The organism is Chitinophaga japonensis, from assembly GCF_007830125.1.
Taxonomy (GTDB): Bacteria; Bacteroidota; Bacteroidia; order Chitinophagales; family Chitinophagaceae; genus Chitinophaga; species Chitinophaga japonensis.
In genome coordinates, this window is sequence record NZ_VLLG01000002.1 from 504,318 (window position 1) to 521,843 (window position 17,526).

The following is a 17,526-nucleotide window of genomic DNA, read 5'->3' on the forward strand; positions in this document are numbered from 1 at the left end:
ATCCCAAAATGTAGGCAGGCCACCAGATAGTACTGAACTGTTACCGGTAGTTGGGCGATTACCGCCAATTTGGAATTTGGGTTTTGGAATTTGGATTTTCGTTATTGATCCCACCACACACGGTCTGTAAGCACCGCATCCTGCTCCGGCTGGGGATTGGCCACAATCTCCGCCTGCGGGTACAGCAGGCGGCGCGGAATTTCAGACAAGGCATTAGGCACCTTTATCATGACCGGGTAGCCCGTTCTTCTCCAGTCCGTAAAGCTTTCCACCGACAGGAAATTGGCCACTTTCTTTTCTTCCATGATACGCTGCAGCGCATTGGCGGCTGTAAGCGTGCCCCTGGCTGTCAGGTACGTGGTGATGTCGCTCCCGCTCACCCCCAGTTGCTCCATATGCGTGCGTATGGCTTCCTGGTAGATGGGCTCCGCGGCCGCGGCGCCGGACTGGATCAGGGTAGCTTCTGCTTTCAGGAACAGCGCTTCCAGGTAGATCACGATATAATTGTTGCCGGCAGCGCCCTGGTAAAAATCCGTAGGCCGGGAATAGGCTTCCAGGCTGCCCACATCTATGTCGCCTATCTGGCGGCCGGTATACAGCCCGGTTTCAGCCGCAGGCTTCACCATTTTAGACAGGCGCGGGTCATTATGCGCCTTTAAGGTGTCTACAAAGCCGGAAGCCAGTATAAGGGTGGAAGCAGACAGGAAGGTGCTGTACCACACATTTTCCTGCCCGGCAATGCCGTCATAGTCAAATTTCAGGTCGTCATCACCGGAGGCCATGCCTTTTTCCAGGGCTGCCAGGGCCAGGCCGGCCTGCGTAGCAGCGCTGTGGCCCGGCGCCTTGGTCAGGTGCATGTAGTAGCGGGCTTTCAGCGTGTAGGCCAGTTTTTCCCATTTGCTCATGTCGCCGCCGTAAAAATAGTCATCCCCACCAGGCACCACGGCGCTGTTCTGGGCAATGTCGGCAATTGCGCCGTCCAGCAAAGCCTGTATCCGGTCGTAGATGGCTGCCTGCTCATCATAGGCAGGCGTAAAGTTCTGCTCTCCCTGCAGCGCCTGCGTGTAAGGAATATCGCCCCACAGGTCCGTGCCAAACCCCAGGCAGTACGCCTGCAATACCCGGGCGATAGCGCGGTAATTGGAATTGCCGTTCACGGAAGCTACGGAATCCAGCCGCACCAGGTTGTTCAGGCAGGTAGCATACAAGGTGGTCCAGTCCACGTCTATATTTGTGTGCTGCATAAAATAGGTGCCGGCATTGGGCACCGGCTGGTTCAGCGCGATGACCTGCAGGTATTCCTGTACGATGATAGCGGCATTGCCGCCATGTAACCCATGGGAAATGGCCAGCTCCGCAGGCGCCAGTATCGCCGCTTCCCCTACCGCTGTAGGCCTGTTCGGGTCCTCATTCACATCGATGAACTTCTTGCAACTGCCGGTAAACAGGCAAACTGCGGCGGCTATGATGAATAATATCCTGTTCATAATTTAAAAGCTTGCTTTCAGTGAAAAATTGATGGAACGTGATGTAGGCGTGGAGAAGGAATAAATCCCCTGTGAGCCGTTACCGGAGCCAAAAGGACTGGTTTCCGGGTCGCCGCCGGTAAAGTGGGGGCTGTAGATCCAGAGGTTACGCCCGGTCACTACAAAAGAAGCGGACTTCAGGAAGCTCCGGGGCAGCAATGCTTTCCCGAAGTTGTAGCTCAGGCTGACGGTACGCAGCTTGATATAAGTGCCATCCTGTATCACCGCCTCGGTAACCGCGTTTAAGCGGCGATAGTAGTCCTGCCCGCTTACGGAAATGGTATTTTCCTTACCGTCCACTACGCTGATGCCTTCCACTACACGGTCTTCCCGGTTCTCCGTCACCTTGGGCGTGCCATAGAAATACCCATAGCCGTCCACGTTATTCTGTATATCCCCTCCTTTCTTCATATCAAACTGGAAGCTAAGCGCCAGTTGATTGTAGCGCAGGGTATTGGTCAGCCCGGCCATCCAGTCCGGGGTAATGTTGCCGATATTATTCACACTGCCATCCGAGAAGGGCAGGCCCGCCTCGTCGATCATCAACTGGCCCTGTTCATTGCGTTTAAAGGAGCTGCCCATGATCACGCCATAAGGCTGCCCCACCACGATGGAGGTAAACCCGTTACCCAGTTGCTCCATATCGCCGTAAATAGCCAGCACCTCGTTGCGGATATGGCTAAAATTAAACGAGAAGTCCCAACTGAAATGCTTGCCCACCACCGGTTTAGCGTTCAGCAATACTTCAATGCCCTTGTTGGACATTTCTGCGGAGTTCACCGTGGTACCGGTATACCCCGTAGAAGGCGCAATGGCTACCCCGGGTATAATGCCGTTCCTGGTTTTCCTGTCAAAATAAGAAGCTTCCAGTGCTATGCGGTTGCCGAACAGGCTCGTTTCCAGCCCTACCTCAAACTCGTTGAGCTGCTCGTTGCGCAGGTTCACGTTGCCCAGGGTCTGGCTCAGCAGGTAGCCGGACTGTCCCTGGTAAGGGAAGGTAATGGCGCCGATGCCCGGCAGGCCGTCCGGCTTCTGGAAAGGCGTATTCAACTGGTAAGGCTCCACCCCGTCGTTACCTACAACGGCATAGGATACACGTACCTTGCCGAAGCTGAGCACATTGGAAAGCGACGGCGACAGCAGCTCGGAGAAAATAAAACCGCCGGCTACCGACCCATATGGATAGGAATTCTTGTCTTCGGCCAATACGGAGCTTTGGTCAAAACGCCCGGTCAGCGACAATACCAGCGTTCTTTTATAATCGATGTTGGATTGTGCATAGAACCCTACTTTCCGGCTCTGGTAGTGGTTCTCCGAATAGCTGATATTGGATGCCTGTCCGATATTGTCAAACCCGGCTACGCTCAACCCGGTGCCGGTAGCGCGCTGGTATTGCGAGTAGGTAGAGAATACGTTATTGCCCAGCAGCAGGTTCACGTTGAAATCACCCCATGTTTTATTGGCATTGATCATGAAATCGTGATTGAACTGCCGGAAATTGATGTTCTGCTCAATGATCTTCCCGGTAGGATTGGAGACGGAGCCGATGGCTTCTGTATATTTATCCTGCTCGGTGTAAATATCCGCCCCCATGCGCTCGGTAATGGTCAGCCAGCTTAAAGGGTTGTAGCTGAGGGTGATCACGGGTATGAAGCGGTTCACCCGGGCCCCGTTGTGGATATTATCCAGCGCCCAGTAAGGATTGTTCCTGGAATAACGGAACACGCGCTGTGTACCGTCCGGGTTCAGGTAAGGCTGCGGATTCCAGGAAATGGGCGCAGTATAGATGGTCCAGATAGGGCTTTCCAGCGTATAACCTTCCGGCTGGCGGTTGTTGTTGGAGCTGGAATAGTTCAGTTGAAAGACACTGTTCAGGTTCTTTAATATTTTAGTATTGTACTTGGCAAACAGGGCATGCCGCTTGTAGTCCGTTTCAGGCACCGTGCCGGTCTGGTTCAGGTAGGAATAGGACATCAGGTAGTCCGAGCTGCCATTGCCGCCCGTTACGCTGATGGTGCTGTTGGAAGTAACACCTGTCCTGAAAAAATCCTTGAGCTGGTTGTATTTCTTCGCTTTTTGCCCGTCTATCATGAGCGTGTCCATCAGCGGCCCCCAGGAGCTGCTGGTTTTCTGGTCCTCGCCATTGTAATAGATGCCTCTTTCGCCCTGCGCATATTTCTCCTGCACTTCCGGGAACCAGGGCGTTTCAAAGGAAATATCCTGGGAAACGGTCACTACCGGTTTTTTGTCCACGTTGCCCCTGCCGCTTTTGGTGGTGATCATCAGCACGCCACGCGCACCCGCAGAGCCATACAAGGCGGTAGCCGCGGCGCCTTTCAGTACGCTGATATTCTCAATAATACCGGGATCAATATCTGCCAGGCGGTTGGTGCCCGGCCCCATGGTGAGGTTGCCGGTTTCATCGTTATTGATGGGCACCCCGTCTACCACGATCAGCGCCTGGTTGTTGCCAAAAAAGGAAGTGGCGCCCCGTATCACGATCCTGGAAGAACTGCCCGGCGTACCGGAAGCACTGGTGATCTGCACACCCGGCACCTTGCCGGACAAGGCATTCACGATGTTCGGCTCCTTGGCTTCCACCAGGGTGGCTCCCTGTACTTCCTGGGCGCTGTAGGTCAGCACCCGTTTTTCCCGTTTTACACCCAATGCGGTTACCACCACTTCACTCAGCTCCTCCTGGTTCTCACTCATGGTAATGGTAATGGAAGACTGGTTGCTGACGGTTACCTCCGCGGGGTTAAACCCGATAGCGGTAGCAACCAGGGTGGCCGTTCCTTCATAGGATAACGTGAAAGTGCCGTCGGCGCCGGCGGTAGCTCCCTTGTTGGTGTCTTTGATCTTGACGGTAGCCCCGATAACCGGGAGGCCGCTCTTGTCAATTACCTTTCCCTGGAGGGAAACAGACTGGGCATAGGAACAAATACCCACACAGCATAATATTGCTATGCACAATAGCAAATGCGGTTTGAGAGTCATGGCGATCTGGATTTTGGTTTGTACTTACATGTTCATTGTTCGGTTCAGGACAATATGGTTCCTGCTGTTCCCAGTGCGTTGGCATAACAGCAATCACTATACATACATCTCAATGGACGAGCGTTACATTCTGGTAAGAATGGTTACAGGTAATTCCCCTTCCCCTGCGCTATAAAAGGATTGTAAAAAAGTAACGGGTTAAAATTATTCATTGTAATCTCAAAACCCTTCAATGATCTTTACCAAAAATGCCCATATCTTAACCAATGTTCAAAAAATCGGTTAAAATATGGCAAAAAGAGGTTAATCCACCGGTTGGGGAGCGGGCATGGAGGCAAACAATGCGCGCACCATAGCTACCTGCTGGCTGGTAACTTTTGCAGGATCATAGGCCAGGTAGATCGTGTTGGTAGTGGCCGTCTCGCCCTGCCACAGCTCCTTTAGCACCCCCTGTTCCAGCAGGGGATTTACCAGGTAGTCCGAAGCAATGGTAACGCCCTGCCCGTTGCTCACGGCCTTGAGGATAAAATCAAAATCGGGTATAATGAACCGGGGCTTCAGGGGCGGCCGCTTCCGGAAGTTCCGCAGCCAGAAACGCCGGATGATCATCAGGTCGCTGTTATAGGCAAACCAGTGCTGCGCTGCCAGCCATTGTTCAGCCTTGCTCATTTCCCCGCCGGCAATATGCCTGGTAAAATCCGCGGTGTCCAGTCCCGGGCCGCCCACCAGCAGGAAGCGCTCATCCAGCACCGGCTCATACGTGATGTTTTTCTCGTCCGTACGGTGGGTAGCCAGCACAAAATGCAGCTCTCCTTTTGCCAGCCTGGCCATCAGCTCCCTGGTAACGCCAAACTCCACTACAATGTGGGAAGGAATGCCATTGATGTGCTCCGCCAGCAGGGCATGGAAGAATTCCTTGGGCCCGCCGATGCTGGTAAGGGCCAACTGGCTGCACAAACAATCCTGCCTGAAATGTGTTTCTACATTTTCCAGTGTCTCCACCGCTTCAATGATCTGCGTATAGAACAGTTTGCCATACACAGTTGGCACCATTTTCCTGGGCTTACGCTCAAAGAGCTGCTGCCCGATGTAGCTTTCCAGCGAAGAAAGGTGCTGGCTGACGTTAGGCTGCGAGATCAGCAGCTCCTGCGCGGCCCCGGTCAGTGTGCCCGTCTGGTAAATGGCCTTAAATGTGCGGTACCATTCAAAGTTCAACATGCTGCAAATCTATAAATAAATTTATAGCACCCTATAAATCAAATTATTTTATTTATACAAAAAGCCACCTCAACTTTGCAGTGTAAAAATTCGATCCATAAATTTTAAACGAACATATCATGGACTTACAGTTAAAAGGAAAAACGGCTTTCATCAGCGGCTCCACGCAGGGCATCGGCTTTGCCATCGCCCGGCAACTGCTGCAGGAAGGCGCGGCAGTGATCATCAACGGCAGGACCACCCAAAGAATGAACGATAGCATTGAAAAGCTGCAACAGGAAGTGCCTGGCGCCCGTGTAAAAGGCATAGCGGCGGACTTCTCCAAGGCGGCCGAAGTAATAAAATTGACAGCGCAATTGCAGGACGTGGACATCCTGGTCAATAATGCCGGCATCTTTGAGCCCAAACCCTTTGGAGAGATCACGGACGAGGAATGGCTCCGTTTCTTTGAAGTGAACGTGCTGAGCGGCGTACGGCTGTCCCGCGCGCTGCTGCCCGGCATGCTGGAAAGGAACTGGGGGCGCATCATTTTCATCTCCAGCGAATCCGGTATCAATATCCCGGAAGAAATGATCCATTACGGCACTACCAAAACCGCACAGCTCTCCGTAAGCCGCGGGCTGGCGGAGCTCACCAAAGGCACCGGCGTTACGGTAAACGCTATCCTGCCCGGTCCCACCAAATCAGAAGGCGTGGAGGAATTCATTAAACAGGTGGCTGACTCCAACCAGGTGACGCCGGAACAGGCGGAACAGGACTTCTTTAAAACCATGCGCCCTACCTCCCTGCTGCAGCGCTTTGCAGATGTAACGGAAGTAGCCAGCCTGGTCACCTATGTATCCAGCCCACTGTCATCCGCCACCAACGGCACCGCACTACGTGTAGACGGCGGCGTTGTAAAAATGATCCTTTGATACCCCGGTAACTCAATAAAAAATACCATACATGCAATATGCGAAAAAGCTGCTGCTGCTTTTTCAGGGGATGCTTTTTGCCCTCACTACCGCCCGGGCGCAGCAGGATATTGACCCAACAAGACTGGCGCGCATAGACAGCTTTATTATGCGCCACATCAACGAAAAACACATACCCGGCGGCGTAGCGCTGATCCTCCGCAACGGGCAGCCCATCTACAGCAAAGCCTTTGGCTATGCCGACGTGGAAAGTAAAAGACCCATGCGGGTCAACAGCATCTTCCGGATCGCATCACAGTCCAAAGCCATTACCAGCCTGGCCGTGATGATGCTCTGGGAGGAAGGTAAGTTCCTGCTGGACGACCCGGTATCCATGTACATCCCGGCGTTTAAAAACCCGCGGGTGCTGGTGAGCTACAATGCCGGGGATACTACCTACACCACCCGCCCGGCCAGCCGCGAGATCACCATCCGCGACCTGCTGCGGCATACCTCCGGCATAGCCTATGCCGCTGTGTTCAGCGACCCGCGCATGTGGGCCATCTACCAGAAAGCAGGCGTGCCCAGCGGCATCGGCACCACCGCCTCCACCCTGGAAGAAAAAATGGCGCTGCTGGCAAAGCTGCCCCTGCAGCACGATCCCGGGGAGGCCTTTACCTACGGCCTGAATACGGACCTACTGGGCTACCTGGTGGAAATATGGAGCGGGCAGCGCTTTGACGTGTTCCTGCGCCAGCGGGTACTGGAGCCGCTGGAAATGACGGATACCTGGTTTCACCTGCCAAAGGAAAAACAGGGCCGCCTGGTAACCCTATACGAAAGCAGGGGCGACAGCCTGGTGAAAGTAACGCATCCCATTTACGAAGGGGTAGACCCGCTGTTTCCCAACCTGGACGGCAGCTACCTGTCCGGCGGGGCCGGGCTTAGCGCTACCGTAGCGGATTATGCCAGGTTCCTTTCCCTGTACCTGAACAAAGGCGTTTATAAAAACAAGCGGCTGCTGAGCGCCAGCACGGTGGACCTGATGCTGGCCAACCAACTGGCGGAAGGGGTGCATGCCTCCCCCGCCCCGGCACAGCCGGCGCATTTCCGGTTCAGCCTGGGCGGCTTTGCGCTGGAAACACCGGAGAACGACCACCTGCTGCCTTGCCGTGTGGGCGCCTTTGGCTGGGGCGGCGCCTTTAATACCCATTACTGGGCTGATCCGGAGGAAAAGCTGGTAGCGCTCTTCTTCACGCAGGAATACCTGTCACCCTGGTGGCGCATCGGCGAGGAGTTCAAGGTGCTGACGTACCAGGCCATTAATTAATGCTTCTGACTGGCGCGAAATATGTTGCGCATTTATTCAGCTAAATATATTTACCAGCACATTGGCACATCAAAACAGTTTTTATGCAAACATCATTAAAAAAAGTGTTCATTACCGGTGCTACCGGTTATATAGGCGGCTCCGTAGCGGCGCACCTGGCGCATAACGGGTACGTGGTAACGGGGCTGGTAAGAAAAGCGGCAGATATTTCCCGGCTGAAAGCGCTGGGCATCCGGGCCGTACAGGGCGACCTGGATAATGTAAGCGTCATTACCGAACAGGCGCAGGCTGCGGACGCCATCATCAACGCCGCCAGCGCAGACAATCCCTACGTGGTGGCTACCCTGCTGGCAGCCCTTGCCGGTACCGGCAAAACGCTGATCCACACCTCCGGCTCCAGCATTGCCGGCGATAAGGCAGCGGGGGAGCACGGCCCGCAAACCCGCTACAGCGTAATACCTACGGAGCCCCTGCTGGAAAAGGCGGGGCGCGTAGCCATCGACCGCACCGTGATGGGCGCAACGGAACAGGGCCTGCGCAGCATCGTGATATGCCCTACCATGATCTATGGCGATGGCCTGGGCTTAAAAAAGGACAGCATACAGGTGCCCCTGCTGCGGCAGGCCGCCCGGCAGTACCAGGCCGGCGTATTTATTGGCAAAGGCGCCAATGTATGGTCCAACGTACATATCAGGGACCTGGCACAGCTTTACCAACTGGCCCTGGAGAAGGCCCCTGCAGGCGCCTTTTATTATGCAGAGAACGGGGAGGCGGCCATCTTTGACATTGCAGAGGTGATCAGCCGCCTGCCGGGCTTTAACGGGAAGACCCGCAGCCTGTCCATGGACGAAGCCATTGCCTTATGGGGGGCGGAAGGCGCACATTTCGGGCTGGGTTCCAACAGTTATGTGAGCGCGGAAAGGGCCCGGGAAGAGCTGGGATGGCAGCCGGCAGAAAGAGATATCCTGCAGCATGTGCAATAGCCGGGTATCTTTTTTTTGCTACTTAACTGCGTATTAACGAGTTACGGTATGGAAAGTCCTATTATTGTGCTGTCGATCAAGCGATTTCACACCTGAGGAGGTGTTTGTTTTTGGGTTTTCATAACGTGATTTATTAAATAGGGACCGCCTGTTCAGGCGGTTTCTTTTTTGTACGAATACAGGAGCGGGTCCTTTCGCAACTGCATCGCAGCAAATATTTAACAAATAGCAAATAAATTACTTTGTTAATACCTGCTTTTTTCTGCGGCCAACACTTGCTTTCTACCACGAAAGTGTTATCTTTATCGCTCACGTATGCCATTTGACGTTCTAACCATGTAGCTCATGAAAAAAACTGCCCTCATCTCCCTATTGGTTGGTGCGCTGATAGCTATCCTATCCTATATTGCCACCGAAGCAAACTTGCTTGGTGTTAAAACATTCTTCAAGATCGGGTTTACTGGCCTCGGGTTAATGATCCTGGCAGCCGGTTACTTCATGATCTCTTTCCTGCTGGAATGGGCTAAAGACACGGAGTTTTTCAAAAAGATACTATAACCGCCTATACCGGCAACTGCACGGTATTGAACCAGTAAGTATGTAACATGCCGGCAAACTGTACCAGGTCTGCAAAGTTGGTAGGCTTGATCATGTAGCTGTTTACACCCAGCTCATAGCATTTGCTGATATCCTTGGCGGCGGTGGAAGTGGTAAGGATAACGATAGGTACAGACTTCAGCCGGTTGTCCTCCTTGATCTCGCGCAGGGCTTCCCGGCCGTCTTTCTTTGGCATGTTCAGATCCAGCAGTATCAGGCTGGGAAAAGGATACTTCACTTCATCCCTGTATTTTCCTCTCCGGTAGAGATACTGCAAAAGGTCCTCGCCGTTCTCCACGAAACACATATCCAGGTCCGCCTTATTCTCTTCAAACGCTACTTTTATTAGTTCCCGGTCATCCGCATCGTCATCGGCCACCAATATACACTTCCTGGTTTGCTGGCCATTACCGTTAATGATCATTCAAGTATTGGGTTTAGGGCTAAAATTACAACAAATGTGGTATGATCAGTATGCTTTCCCGACGATGTACCAAAATTTGAGGGCAGATACCCAACACGATGCTTATTGCTTACGGAGTTCCGCCAGTTGTGCGAACAATTCTTTTTCTTTCTCTGAAAGCTGCCGGGGAACGTGGATCATGGCGGTCAGGTAAAGGTCTCCGGGCTGTGACGCATTGTTATAAGCCGGCATGCCCATGCCTTTCAGGCGGAATACCCGGCCGCTGTCCGTACCGGCGGGAACGTTCATGCTCAGCGGGCCGCCCAGGCCCTGTACGGTGGCCTTGCCGCCCAGTACTGCCGTATACAGGTCTACCGGGACATCGGCATACACGTCCTTTCCTTTCAGCTCAAACGCGGTATGCGGCGCCAGCCGGATCGTGATCAGCAGATCGCCGTTCTCTGCGCCGCCACGGCCAGGCGCGCCTTTTCCTTTCAGGCGGATCACCTGCCCTTCGTACAGGCCGGGCTTCAGCTTAATGTTCAGGCGCTCACCGTTCACGATCACCTGGTGCGTACCGCCTTTGTAGGCGTCCTCCAGGGACACTTCCATGGTAGCAGTTACATCCTGGCCCCTGCCGGCGCGTGTGCGCTGCCGCTGGCTGCCTCCGCCAAACGGGCGCCCGAAGATCTGCTCAAAGAAGTCGGAAAAATGACCGCCTTCAAAGAAGTCCTCAGCACTGCCCTGGTAGGATGTATAGGTATCGCCGCCGGTGCTCCACTGGCTCCAGTCAAAGTCCTGGGGACGGCCGCCGTGGCGCTCGTAGTTCCGCCAGTTCTCTCCCAACTGGTCATATTTCCTGCGCTTCTCGGGATCGCTCAGTACTTCATAGGCCTCATTCACCTCTTTGAACTTTTCCTCTGCCGCTTTGTCACCCGGATTTTTATCCGGGTGGTACTTTACCGCCAGCTTGCGATAGGCTTTTTTCAAGGCGGCATCGGTCACATCCCTCTCTACTCCCAGTATTTTATAATAATCCTTGAAGTCCATATGCTGTGTTCATCAAGAAGTATACCACCCGGTAAACACAGCATTTATGGCAAAGTTCAATCATTCTGTCACTTTTATTATGTTGAAAGCGCCCAGGTAGGCAAAGCGGTTGGTACTACGGCCGGTGGCGGTTTGGGAGGCGTACAGCCGGAAAGAATCATACAAGCCCGGCTCAAAATCGTCCGGTACGCGCAGGGTCACGCTGCCTGCAGCAGCGCTTACTATTTCCAGGTTGGGCGCACCCAGCCTCACCCGGGTCACCTCAAATCCTTCCAGGTACCTTACCGGCATGGTAAAGGAAGCTCCCCGCTGCAGCACCAGCGTATCCGTCAGCTCCTCAAAAATATAGGGGGCAGGGTCGTCTGGAGCCAGGTGCACCAGGTTGCCGGAGCTGATAGCAGTTTTGTCTGCGTTCACCACTTTTACCTTGTACCAGCCGGTATCCAGCGCACTGCCGTCATAAGCATCCGCATAAAACACAATCCCCTGCCGGGTTACATCCAAAACGGGCATCCGGTGCTCCGTACCCGCGGCAGATACCATATACAACTGCGTTCTTTGTTTGTCAGGCTGCAGGTCATATACCAGGCCGGCAGCGGCGTACCGGCTGTACAGGGGTATACTGACCTCCGTGGCGCTGAACTTCGGTTCTTTCTGGTTGATGACCAGCCTGAGCGTATATTGCGCCGTTTGGCCATCCTGTGCGGCAACGGTGAAGGTAACGCCGTCCTTTAAGGGCACCCGCGTGCCGGAAGCCGGCGACACCGTAGCCCGGGCACTTACCGTAATACCCGGCGTGACGGAGTCCGGGCGCTCCAGGTAATCGGGCCAGTAAAGCGTCAGCGTATGATCGTATATGGCCGCCGTTATTTCGCCGGTGCTGCTGCCTTCCACCGGTACGGAAAAAGCCAGGATACTGTTGTATGGATAGGGGGCCTCCACCTCTTCTTTTTTACAGGCCATAGCTGCCAGCAGCAGCACGATGAGGAACGGATATTTATTGCTGTTCATCTGGTTGGATATAGCAGTTTTAGTTGTTGGATAAAGTTTACGGCTGTACGATCCGGACCGGGTTTTGCAGCGTTACGGTCTTGCTGTAAAACCTTATGCTGATGTGGTACAGGCCGGTGGGCAGCGATGCAGCGCTGTTGGGCGGCAGGTAAAAGAATACATAGGAGGGGCCGGAAGACAGCTTGAAGCCCGCGTTGTTATCCACCACGTACGCATTGCCCTCTTCTCCTGTGAGCGTGACCCGGATCAACTGCCGGTCCAGCTCCTGATTGCCGGAGGACACGTCTCCGTACCAGCTCAGGTAAACAGGTACGTCGCCAATGTCATTGTTCACATATTCTGCCGGGGAGGCAGGGTCCGTGGTCAGCTCGTCTACCGTAAAGTCCGGCTGCTGCACTTCTATCAGCAACCGGTAGGTAGCTTTGCTGCCATCCTGCCCGGTAACGGTATAGCGGATATCCCGCCCGTTATCAAATACATCCAGCAGGTTTTCCACCAGGGTACCGCTGGCAGGCGTTACCGTAGCTCCGGCAGACACCTGTATGTCCGGCACCAGGCTGGTCAGGTAATAGTAATAAGGCAGGTATACCCGGATCACGCTGTCCGGGTCGTTCACCACCCCCAGGATCGTGTCGCCGGCTACGTTAGTGACCCGGTAGGCCAGGATGCGGTTGCTGCGCTCTGCAGGCGGCGCAACCGTTTCTGTTTTAGTGCAGGCGGCCAGCAGGGACATGCTGCAGCATACAATGTAAAGCGCGTTTGAAAATAGTTTATTCATTATTGTTAGTTATAATAATAGTCGGCTATATACCGGCAGGAGGTTTGCCAAAACTTCATCCCGAACTACAGCTCTGCGTAGTCAAAACTGTAATAGGGATAATCGGTTGCGGCAAAGCCGCTGTCAGGAGCGCCATCCTTGTAGATGCTGTTGATCCTGATCTTGTATACCGGCGTGCCGTCCTCTATCAGCAATATGGTACGGTTGGGCACAGCCGTTACAATATGTGTTAAAATGTTATAGTTATACCAGCCGGGCACGCTCGTGGTATTATAACCCAGCACACCGGATGATACAGTGGTATATCCCGTGGTTGAGGCAGACACACTGCCAAATGCCAGATCTATGTATGCCAGGGTATACCTGGAGGTATTCACAACAAAATCGCCGGTAGCGCTGCCCTGGAATTTGAAGTCGTAATTGCTGTCCGTAGAGTCCGTACCGTCGTTAGTGCTTAGCTTGTAAAAATATTTACCGGCTTTGTTGGCCCATTGCGTGGTATCCACCAGGTCCTGTACGGTGCCCTGGTGAAAGTTGCGGGCCTGGTATACGCCGCTTACCAATGCAAGGGTTCCTTTTGTATTAGCGTGCGTGAAAGCAACCGGGGTGCCGTTGGCAGGCGGGGTAACGGCGGTTGCTTCACCCGGGTTCAGGGGTTGTAATGTTGGGGTCACTGCATCGTCTTTCTGGCAGGCTGCCAGGAAGCTCATGGCAGCGGCTATCAGGGCCAGCCCCAGGGAATTTGTTCTTTTCATTTTTACGGGTTTAAGGTTCTGAAGAAATAGTGTTTTCATCTGATTATTTTTGTGCTTTCTTCCGGACATGCGGCGGGCTTCCTCACAGGCGGTGCACTGGATAGTAACGGCCCGTGACAGCTTGCTCATGATCCGGGGTTTTGGCAAACCTTCTGCTGGTATGATAGGCGCAGATGGCAGGTCACCGGATATCTAAATTCCTGCTGCCATCCTGCTGTATTGCATATTTAAAACTGATATAACCGGGTTTATGCGAGCGGTCCGGGTCTACCGGGGCGCCCTTGTACAGGCTGTAGATCACCACTTTTGCATAATTGCCTTTGGCGGTGCGCACAATCAGTGGCCGTGGCAATGCATAGGCCACATGCGCTTTATCCGCACGGCCCGGGTACAGCACACCATAAAAGTCATACCAGGCCCACCCATCGCCGGTACCCAGGAAGTAATCCAGTTCCACTGAAGGATAACCGTTAAATGCATCGTCCGCTACAGCGGTCGTTACCCGGTCAAATGCCTGGTCAAAAAGCGTTCGCACGGGTATGGAAGCCAACCGGTGCCCGGCCGCATCATAATACTGCGCTTCTATATCCGCATACATCGCCAGGGCAATAGCGCCCCTGCCCGGCCCTCCATAACCGGGGCTGTACTGCGACTGCCCGTTATTGACATAAACGGAGCTGTTATAGATGCCGGTGAAGGCGATGTCCCAATTATTCGTCTGCACCTGGGAAGCGGGCACCACCTGGTTTCTCGCCAGGCTGTAATACAGTGTAGTGGCAGCTCCCGAGGAAGTGGCGCTGGTATCTGCCGCCAGGTCGCTGACGGTGTATACGCCGGTAACTACCTCCTCGCCGGGCGGATCTACCGGCGTCACCGGTTCATCATCGCTTTTGGAGCAGGCGGTAAATACGGCGGCGCTCATACCGATCCACGCGATCGCGTAATATTGTTTTATTGTGTTCATGTTATCCTTTAGCGGTTTTATTTTTTGTTGTTACTGTGGCGTGCTGAGGTTCCTGCTTCCGTTCTCCTGCACATAGTAGCGGAAGGTGAAATAGGGCACGGGCCACATCATGTCCGTTACGGCCGGCGGGTTGCCTTTGTAAATATTGATGATCTCCAGCTTGGCGTATTTACCGGAAGCGGTGCGCAACACGAAGGTCCGGTTCTGCAGCGGTACCGCGATGTGCGTGGTAAGCGTATAAAAGTACCATCCCTTGTCTGCCGGTGTAGGATAGCCATCCCAGCCGATACGGCCCAGGTCATTGGCGGCAAAGTATTCATCGGATGGCGCTTCTGTTATGCTGGCATAAGGCTTGTCATAATACACGATGGCACCTTTGCCGGCACCGCCGTATCCCGGGCTTTTTTTGTTGGCGCCGCTGTTAACAGCGATCATGGAGTTATAGATATCCGTGAAGGCGATATCCCAGTCCAGGGTTTGCTTCACGGCCGTATCGGTTATCTTCCGGCGTTCGCTGAAATTGAAATAGAAATCCCTGAAGGGGCGGGCGCTGTCGCCACCCACTGTGGTGCCGGTGTCGCCCGGCAGGTCGTAGATCACCGTGCTGACGCCGTCTTCATACCCCGGGGCCGTCACGGTATCCTTTTTACAGGCGGCTGCCAGTAACAGCGCCAGGGCCAGACAGCATAATGTAATAGAGGGAATGCGTTGCATGTTGGGTTTATTGGTCTTTAAAAAATCTCCAGGAAATACCGGCCATGATCACCCTTCCCGGCATGCCGGGCATCAGCATGTCCGTATAGTCCAGCAGGTTATCCACAGACAGTTGCAGGGACAGGTGCCGGTGGCACAGCTTCTTCTCCATGGATGCGCTCAGTTGAAAGAAGCCGTTCACAAACGTATCATAGCGGTCTATATAGTTATTGTTATTCGCATCAGCGTAGCCGTACTTCCCCCTGTAATGCACGCGAAAAGTAGCGCTGGTGGCCCAGGGAGCATATTCATAGAATATCCGCCAGTTGGCCATGTGCCGGGAACGGTACTCCAGCCCGAAATAGTCCGGTACCGCCGCCCGCCGGGGCATCGTATCGGTAGTGCGGTCCTGTATCCAGGCATATTTGCCGGCGCCGGTGCGGATGGAGTCCTGCACACCGTTGTCTTTTGCATACAGCAACTGGTATCCCGCGGAGAGGCTCAGACCGGGCAGCGGGTCCCAGGAGAGACCGGCCTCCAGCCCGGTAAGCCGCACCCGGTCAAGATTGATATAGGAAAACAACTGGCCGCCGTTTATTTTAACGCCCACCTGGGTGGAATTGATCATGTTGCGCACGTCGTTATAAAAAGCATTCACATCCAGCTTCAGGGTTCGTACCGGCGTGAACGTGACACCTGCATTGAAAGACCAGGATCGCTCCGGCTTCAGCCCGGCTACCCTGGCTGCTACGGGCCAGATGGTATCTACCTGCCCGGCATCCTGCAGCGCTTTCACGCTGCTGCCGAACACCTCGGTGCCCAGCACCGTATAGCCGGCCTGCATATTGGTAAATGACTGGTAGAGCTGCCGGAAGTCCGGCGTTTTAAAACCACTGCTTACAGACAGCCTGATAGTGACAGGCGTTACAGGCGTATAACGGAGCCCCAGGTCGGGGCTCAGCTTTCCGCCGTAGCGGTTGTGATGATCGTAACGGGCGCCACCCAGCCATTGCAGCTTTTCACTGGTCTTCCACTCCGCCTGTGCAAATCCAAATCCGGTCTGCATGCTGCGCGTACCCAGGCTGCCGGCATTGTCCAATATCTCGTAAATACCGCCAATGCCGGTGGTAACGGACATACCGAAGGCGGTTTTGCATACAGACCGCAATTCCAGGCGGTGCATGTACTGCCCGAATACGGCGGACTGCGTGGCAGCATCCGTTTTTAAATCGGCGATACTTTGGGTAGAAGTATAACGGCTGATGTAATACTGCGCTTTAAAGCTGGCGCTGTCACGCCATTGATGCTGCCACGCCAGGGTGCCGTTGGCGTCCCTTTCTGTCAGCTCATCGCGCATGGGCGTTACAAAATAATTGAACTCGTTTACCGAGCTACGGCTGGCATAGCGCCCGGAAAATGTAAGCGAGCTATACGGATCTATATCGTAAGTCGCCCTGCCCTGCAAGGTATAGCTGGTATAGGGAGGCGCTGTGGTGCCGGTGGCCAGGTAAGGATTTACATTGAACCCTGCGGTGCGGTAATAGTTGCCGGAAAAATAAGCGGCGCCTTTATTGCCGGCAAAGGGCGCCTCCCCTTCCAGGGTCGCATCTGCTGTGCTGTTGCTGCCATAGCGCAACAATGCCATGGCCTGTGCAAGGCCCGTATTCTTTCGGGTAATGATATTGATCACGCCGGCCATGGCATCGCCGCCATACATGCAGGAGGCCGCGCCCTTGATGATCTCTATGCGCTCAATATTGGCCACCGTAATACGCGACAGGTCAAAATTGCCGGAGTTACGCCCCAGCATGGGTTGCCCATCTATCAGTATCATCGTATAGGCGGCGCTGAAGCCCTGCATCTGCAATCCCACAGCCCGGGAGCCGGCGCCGATATCATTTACAATGGCCAGGCCGGTTTGCTCCCGCAGCACTTCATCCAGCCGCCGGCTGCCCATCATCTCGATCATTTTCCTGCTGATGATGGTGACCGGCATCGGCAATTTATCCGCTGCGGTCAGGATGCGGTCGGCCTTTACCTCTACCCGCTGCAGGTCCTTTACGCGGGTAATGGTATCCTGCTGGCATAGGGCGCGCGAAGCAACCATACACAATAGGAAGGTTAGTAACAGTGGTCTGATACGCATTTGGCTTTCAGGATAAAAAAAATATTTGCTGTAAATCTGGGGGCGGAGTAAATAAGAATACTACAAAAGTAGTGATGCGGACAACCCGTTGTATTACAAATTGGGAAAACAATTTACGCAATCAGGAAAAAGTGAAATTCCAAATCCCAAATTCCAAAATGGTGGCAATCGTTCAACTACCT

General features: G+C 54.0%; 15 protein-coding genes. 4 read left to right on the forward strand and 11 right to left on the reverse strand.

What is annotated here, in order from left to right:
* Positions 1-101 precede the first annotated feature (101 nt).
* From LX66_RS01935 to LX66_RS01945, 3 genes are all read right to left on the reverse strand, one after another.
* Positions 102-1,487, reverse strand: coding sequence for a SusD/RagB family nutrient-binding outer membrane lipoprotein (locus LX66_RS01935; RefSeq protein ID WP_145710207.1), 1,386 nt, complete (start codon positions 1,485-1,487; stop codon positions 102-104).
* Between the two features lie 3 nt (positions 1,488-1,490).
* The gene (locus LX66_RS01940; RefSeq protein ID WP_244620257.1) at positions 1,491-4,475 is read right to left on the reverse strand and encodes a SusC/RagA family TonB-linked outer membrane protein; all 2,985 of its coding nucleotides are present in this window, start codon (positions 4,473-4,475) and stop codon (positions 1,491-1,493) included.
* Between the two features lie 351 nt (positions 4,476-4,826).
* Complete coding sequence (locus LX66_RS01945) at positions 4,827-5,741, reverse strand: LysR family transcriptional regulator (protein WP_145710209.1); 915 nt, start codon at positions 5,739-5,741, stop codon at positions 4,827-4,829.
* Positions 5,742-5,860: 119 nt separating this feature from the next.
* On the opposite strand from LX66_RS01945, the gene LX66_RS01950 reads away from it, so the two are divergent.
* The 4 genes from LX66_RS01950 to LX66_RS01965 all read left to right on the forward strand — a co-directional run bounded on the left by LX66_RS01950 (position 5,861) and on the right by LX66_RS01965 (position 9,505).
* On the forward strand, positions 5,861-6,655 hold the full coding sequence (locus LX66_RS01950; protein ID WP_145710210.1) for an SDR family NAD(P)-dependent oxidoreductase: 795 nt from the start codon (positions 5,861-5,863) through the stop codon (positions 6,653-6,655).
* A 31-nt stretch (positions 6,656-6,686) separates the two neighbouring features.
* Entirely contained in the window at positions 6,687-7,964 is a 1,278-nt protein-coding gene (locus LX66_RS01955) for a serine hydrolase domain-containing protein (RefSeq protein WP_145710211.1), read from the forward strand.
* An 83-nt stretch (positions 7,965-8,047) separates the two neighbouring features.
* The gene (locus LX66_RS01960) at positions 8,048-8,947 is read left to right on the forward strand and encodes an NAD-dependent epimerase/dehydratase family protein (RefSeq protein WP_145710212.1); all 900 of its coding nucleotides are present in this window, start codon (positions 8,048-8,050) and stop codon (positions 8,945-8,947) included.
* A gap of 345 nt (positions 8,948-9,292) precedes the next feature.
* Positions 9,293-9,505 carry a hypothetical protein gene (locus LX66_RS01965; RefSeq protein ID WP_145710213.1) on the forward strand — a complete coding sequence of 71 codons (213 nt, stop codon included), beginning with the start codon at positions 9,293-9,295 and terminating at the stop codon, positions 9,503-9,505.
* A gap of 4 nt (positions 9,506-9,509) precedes the next feature.
* Here the strand turns inward: LX66_RS01965 and LX66_RS01970 are convergent, their stop codons facing one another.
* The 8 genes from LX66_RS01970 to LX66_RS02005 form a co-directional block, all read right to left on the reverse strand.
* Positions 9,510-9,968: a response regulator gene (locus LX66_RS01970; protein WP_145710214.1), complete on the reverse strand. Its 459-nt coding sequence runs from the start codon at positions 9,966-9,968 to the stop codon at positions 9,510-9,512.
* A 102-nt stretch (positions 9,969-10,070) separates the two neighbouring features.
* Entirely contained in the window at positions 10,071-10,997 is a 927-nt protein-coding gene (locus LX66_RS01975; RefSeq protein WP_145710215.1) for a DnaJ C-terminal domain-containing protein, read from the reverse strand.
* Between the two features lie 60 nt (positions 10,998-11,057).
* Positions 11,058-12,008: a DUF5018 domain-containing protein gene (locus LX66_RS01980; protein WP_145710216.1), complete on the reverse strand. Its 951-nt coding sequence runs from the start codon at positions 12,006-12,008 to the stop codon at positions 11,058-11,060.
* Between the two features lie 37 nt (positions 12,009-12,045).
* Complete coding sequence (locus LX66_RS01985) at positions 12,046-12,786, reverse strand: hypothetical protein (protein ID WP_145710217.1); 741 nt, start codon at positions 12,784-12,786, stop codon at positions 12,046-12,048.
* 65 nt (positions 12,787-12,851) lie between these two features.
* Complete coding sequence (locus LX66_RS01990) at positions 12,852-13,541, reverse strand: hypothetical protein (protein ID WP_145710218.1); 690 nt, start codon at positions 13,539-13,541, stop codon at positions 12,852-12,854.
* A gap of 181 nt (positions 13,542-13,722) precedes the next feature.
* Positions 13,723-14,505 carry an HmuY family protein gene (locus LX66_RS01995; RefSeq protein WP_145710219.1) on the reverse strand — a complete coding sequence of 261 codons (783 nt, stop codon included), beginning with the start codon at positions 14,503-14,505 and terminating at the stop codon, positions 13,723-13,725.
* 30 nt (positions 14,506-14,535) lie between these two features.
* Positions 14,536-15,219: an HmuY family protein gene (locus LX66_RS02000; RefSeq protein ID WP_244620258.1), complete on the reverse strand. Its 684-nt coding sequence runs from the start codon at positions 15,217-15,219 to the stop codon at positions 14,536-14,538.
* A gap of 7 nt (positions 15,220-15,226) precedes the next feature.
* Entirely contained in the window at positions 15,227-17,305 is a 2,079-nt protein-coding gene (locus LX66_RS02005; RefSeq protein WP_158642505.1) for a TonB-dependent receptor plug domain-containing protein, read from the reverse strand.
* Between the last annotated feature and the right edge of the window lie 221 nt (positions 17,306-17,526).

Coding starts and splice junctions, on each gene's coding strand:
- LX66_RS01935 (WP_145710207.1), bottom strand. CDS start 1,487: ATGAACAGGATATTATTCATCATAGCCGCCGCAGTTTGCCTGTTTACC.
- LX66_RS01945 (WP_145710209.1), bottom strand. CDS start 5,741: ATGTTGAACTTTGAATGGTACCGCACATTTAAGGCCATTTACCAGACG.
- LX66_RS01950 (WP_145710210.1), top strand. CDS start 5,861: ATGGACTTACAGTTAAAAGGAAAAACGGCTTTCATCAGCGGCTCCACG.
- LX66_RS01955 (WP_145710211.1), top strand. CDS start 6,687: ATGCAATATGCGAAAAAGCTGCTGCTGCTTTTTCAGGGGATGCTTTTT.
- LX66_RS01960 (WP_145710212.1), top strand. CDS start 8,048: ATGCAAACATCATTAAAAAAAGTGTTCATTACCGGTGCTACCGGTTAT.
- LX66_RS01965 (WP_145710213.1), top strand. CDS start 9,293: ATGAAAAAAACTGCCCTCATCTCCCTATTGGTTGGTGCGCTGATAGCT.
- LX66_RS01970 (WP_145710214.1), bottom strand. CDS start 9,968: ATGATCATTAACGGTAATGGCCAGCAAACCAGGAAGTGTATATTGGTG.
- LX66_RS01975 (WP_145710215.1), bottom strand. CDS start 10,997: ATGGACTTCAAGGATTATTATAAAATACTGGGAGTAGAGAGGGATGTG.
- LX66_RS01980 (WP_145710216.1), bottom strand. CDS start 12,008: ATGAACAGCAATAAATATCCGTTCCTCATCGTGCTGCTGCTGGCAGCT.
- LX66_RS01985 (WP_145710217.1), bottom strand. CDS start 12,786: ATGAATAAACTATTTTCAAACGCGCTTTACATTGTATGCTGCAGCATG.
- LX66_RS01990 (WP_145710218.1), bottom strand. CDS start 13,541: ATGAAAAGAACAAATTCCCTGGGGCTGGCCCTGATAGCCGCTGCCATG.
- LX66_RS01995 (WP_145710219.1), bottom strand. CDS start 14,505: ATGAACACAATAAAACAATATTACGCGATCGCGTGGATCGGTATGAGC.
- LX66_RS02000 (WP_244620258.1), bottom strand. CDS start 15,219: ATGCAACGCATTCCCTCTATTACATTATGCTGTCTGGCCCTGGCGCTG.
- LX66_RS02005 (WP_158642505.1), bottom strand. CDS start 17,305: ATGGTTGCTTCGCGCGCCCTATGCCAGCAGGATACCATTACCCGCGTA.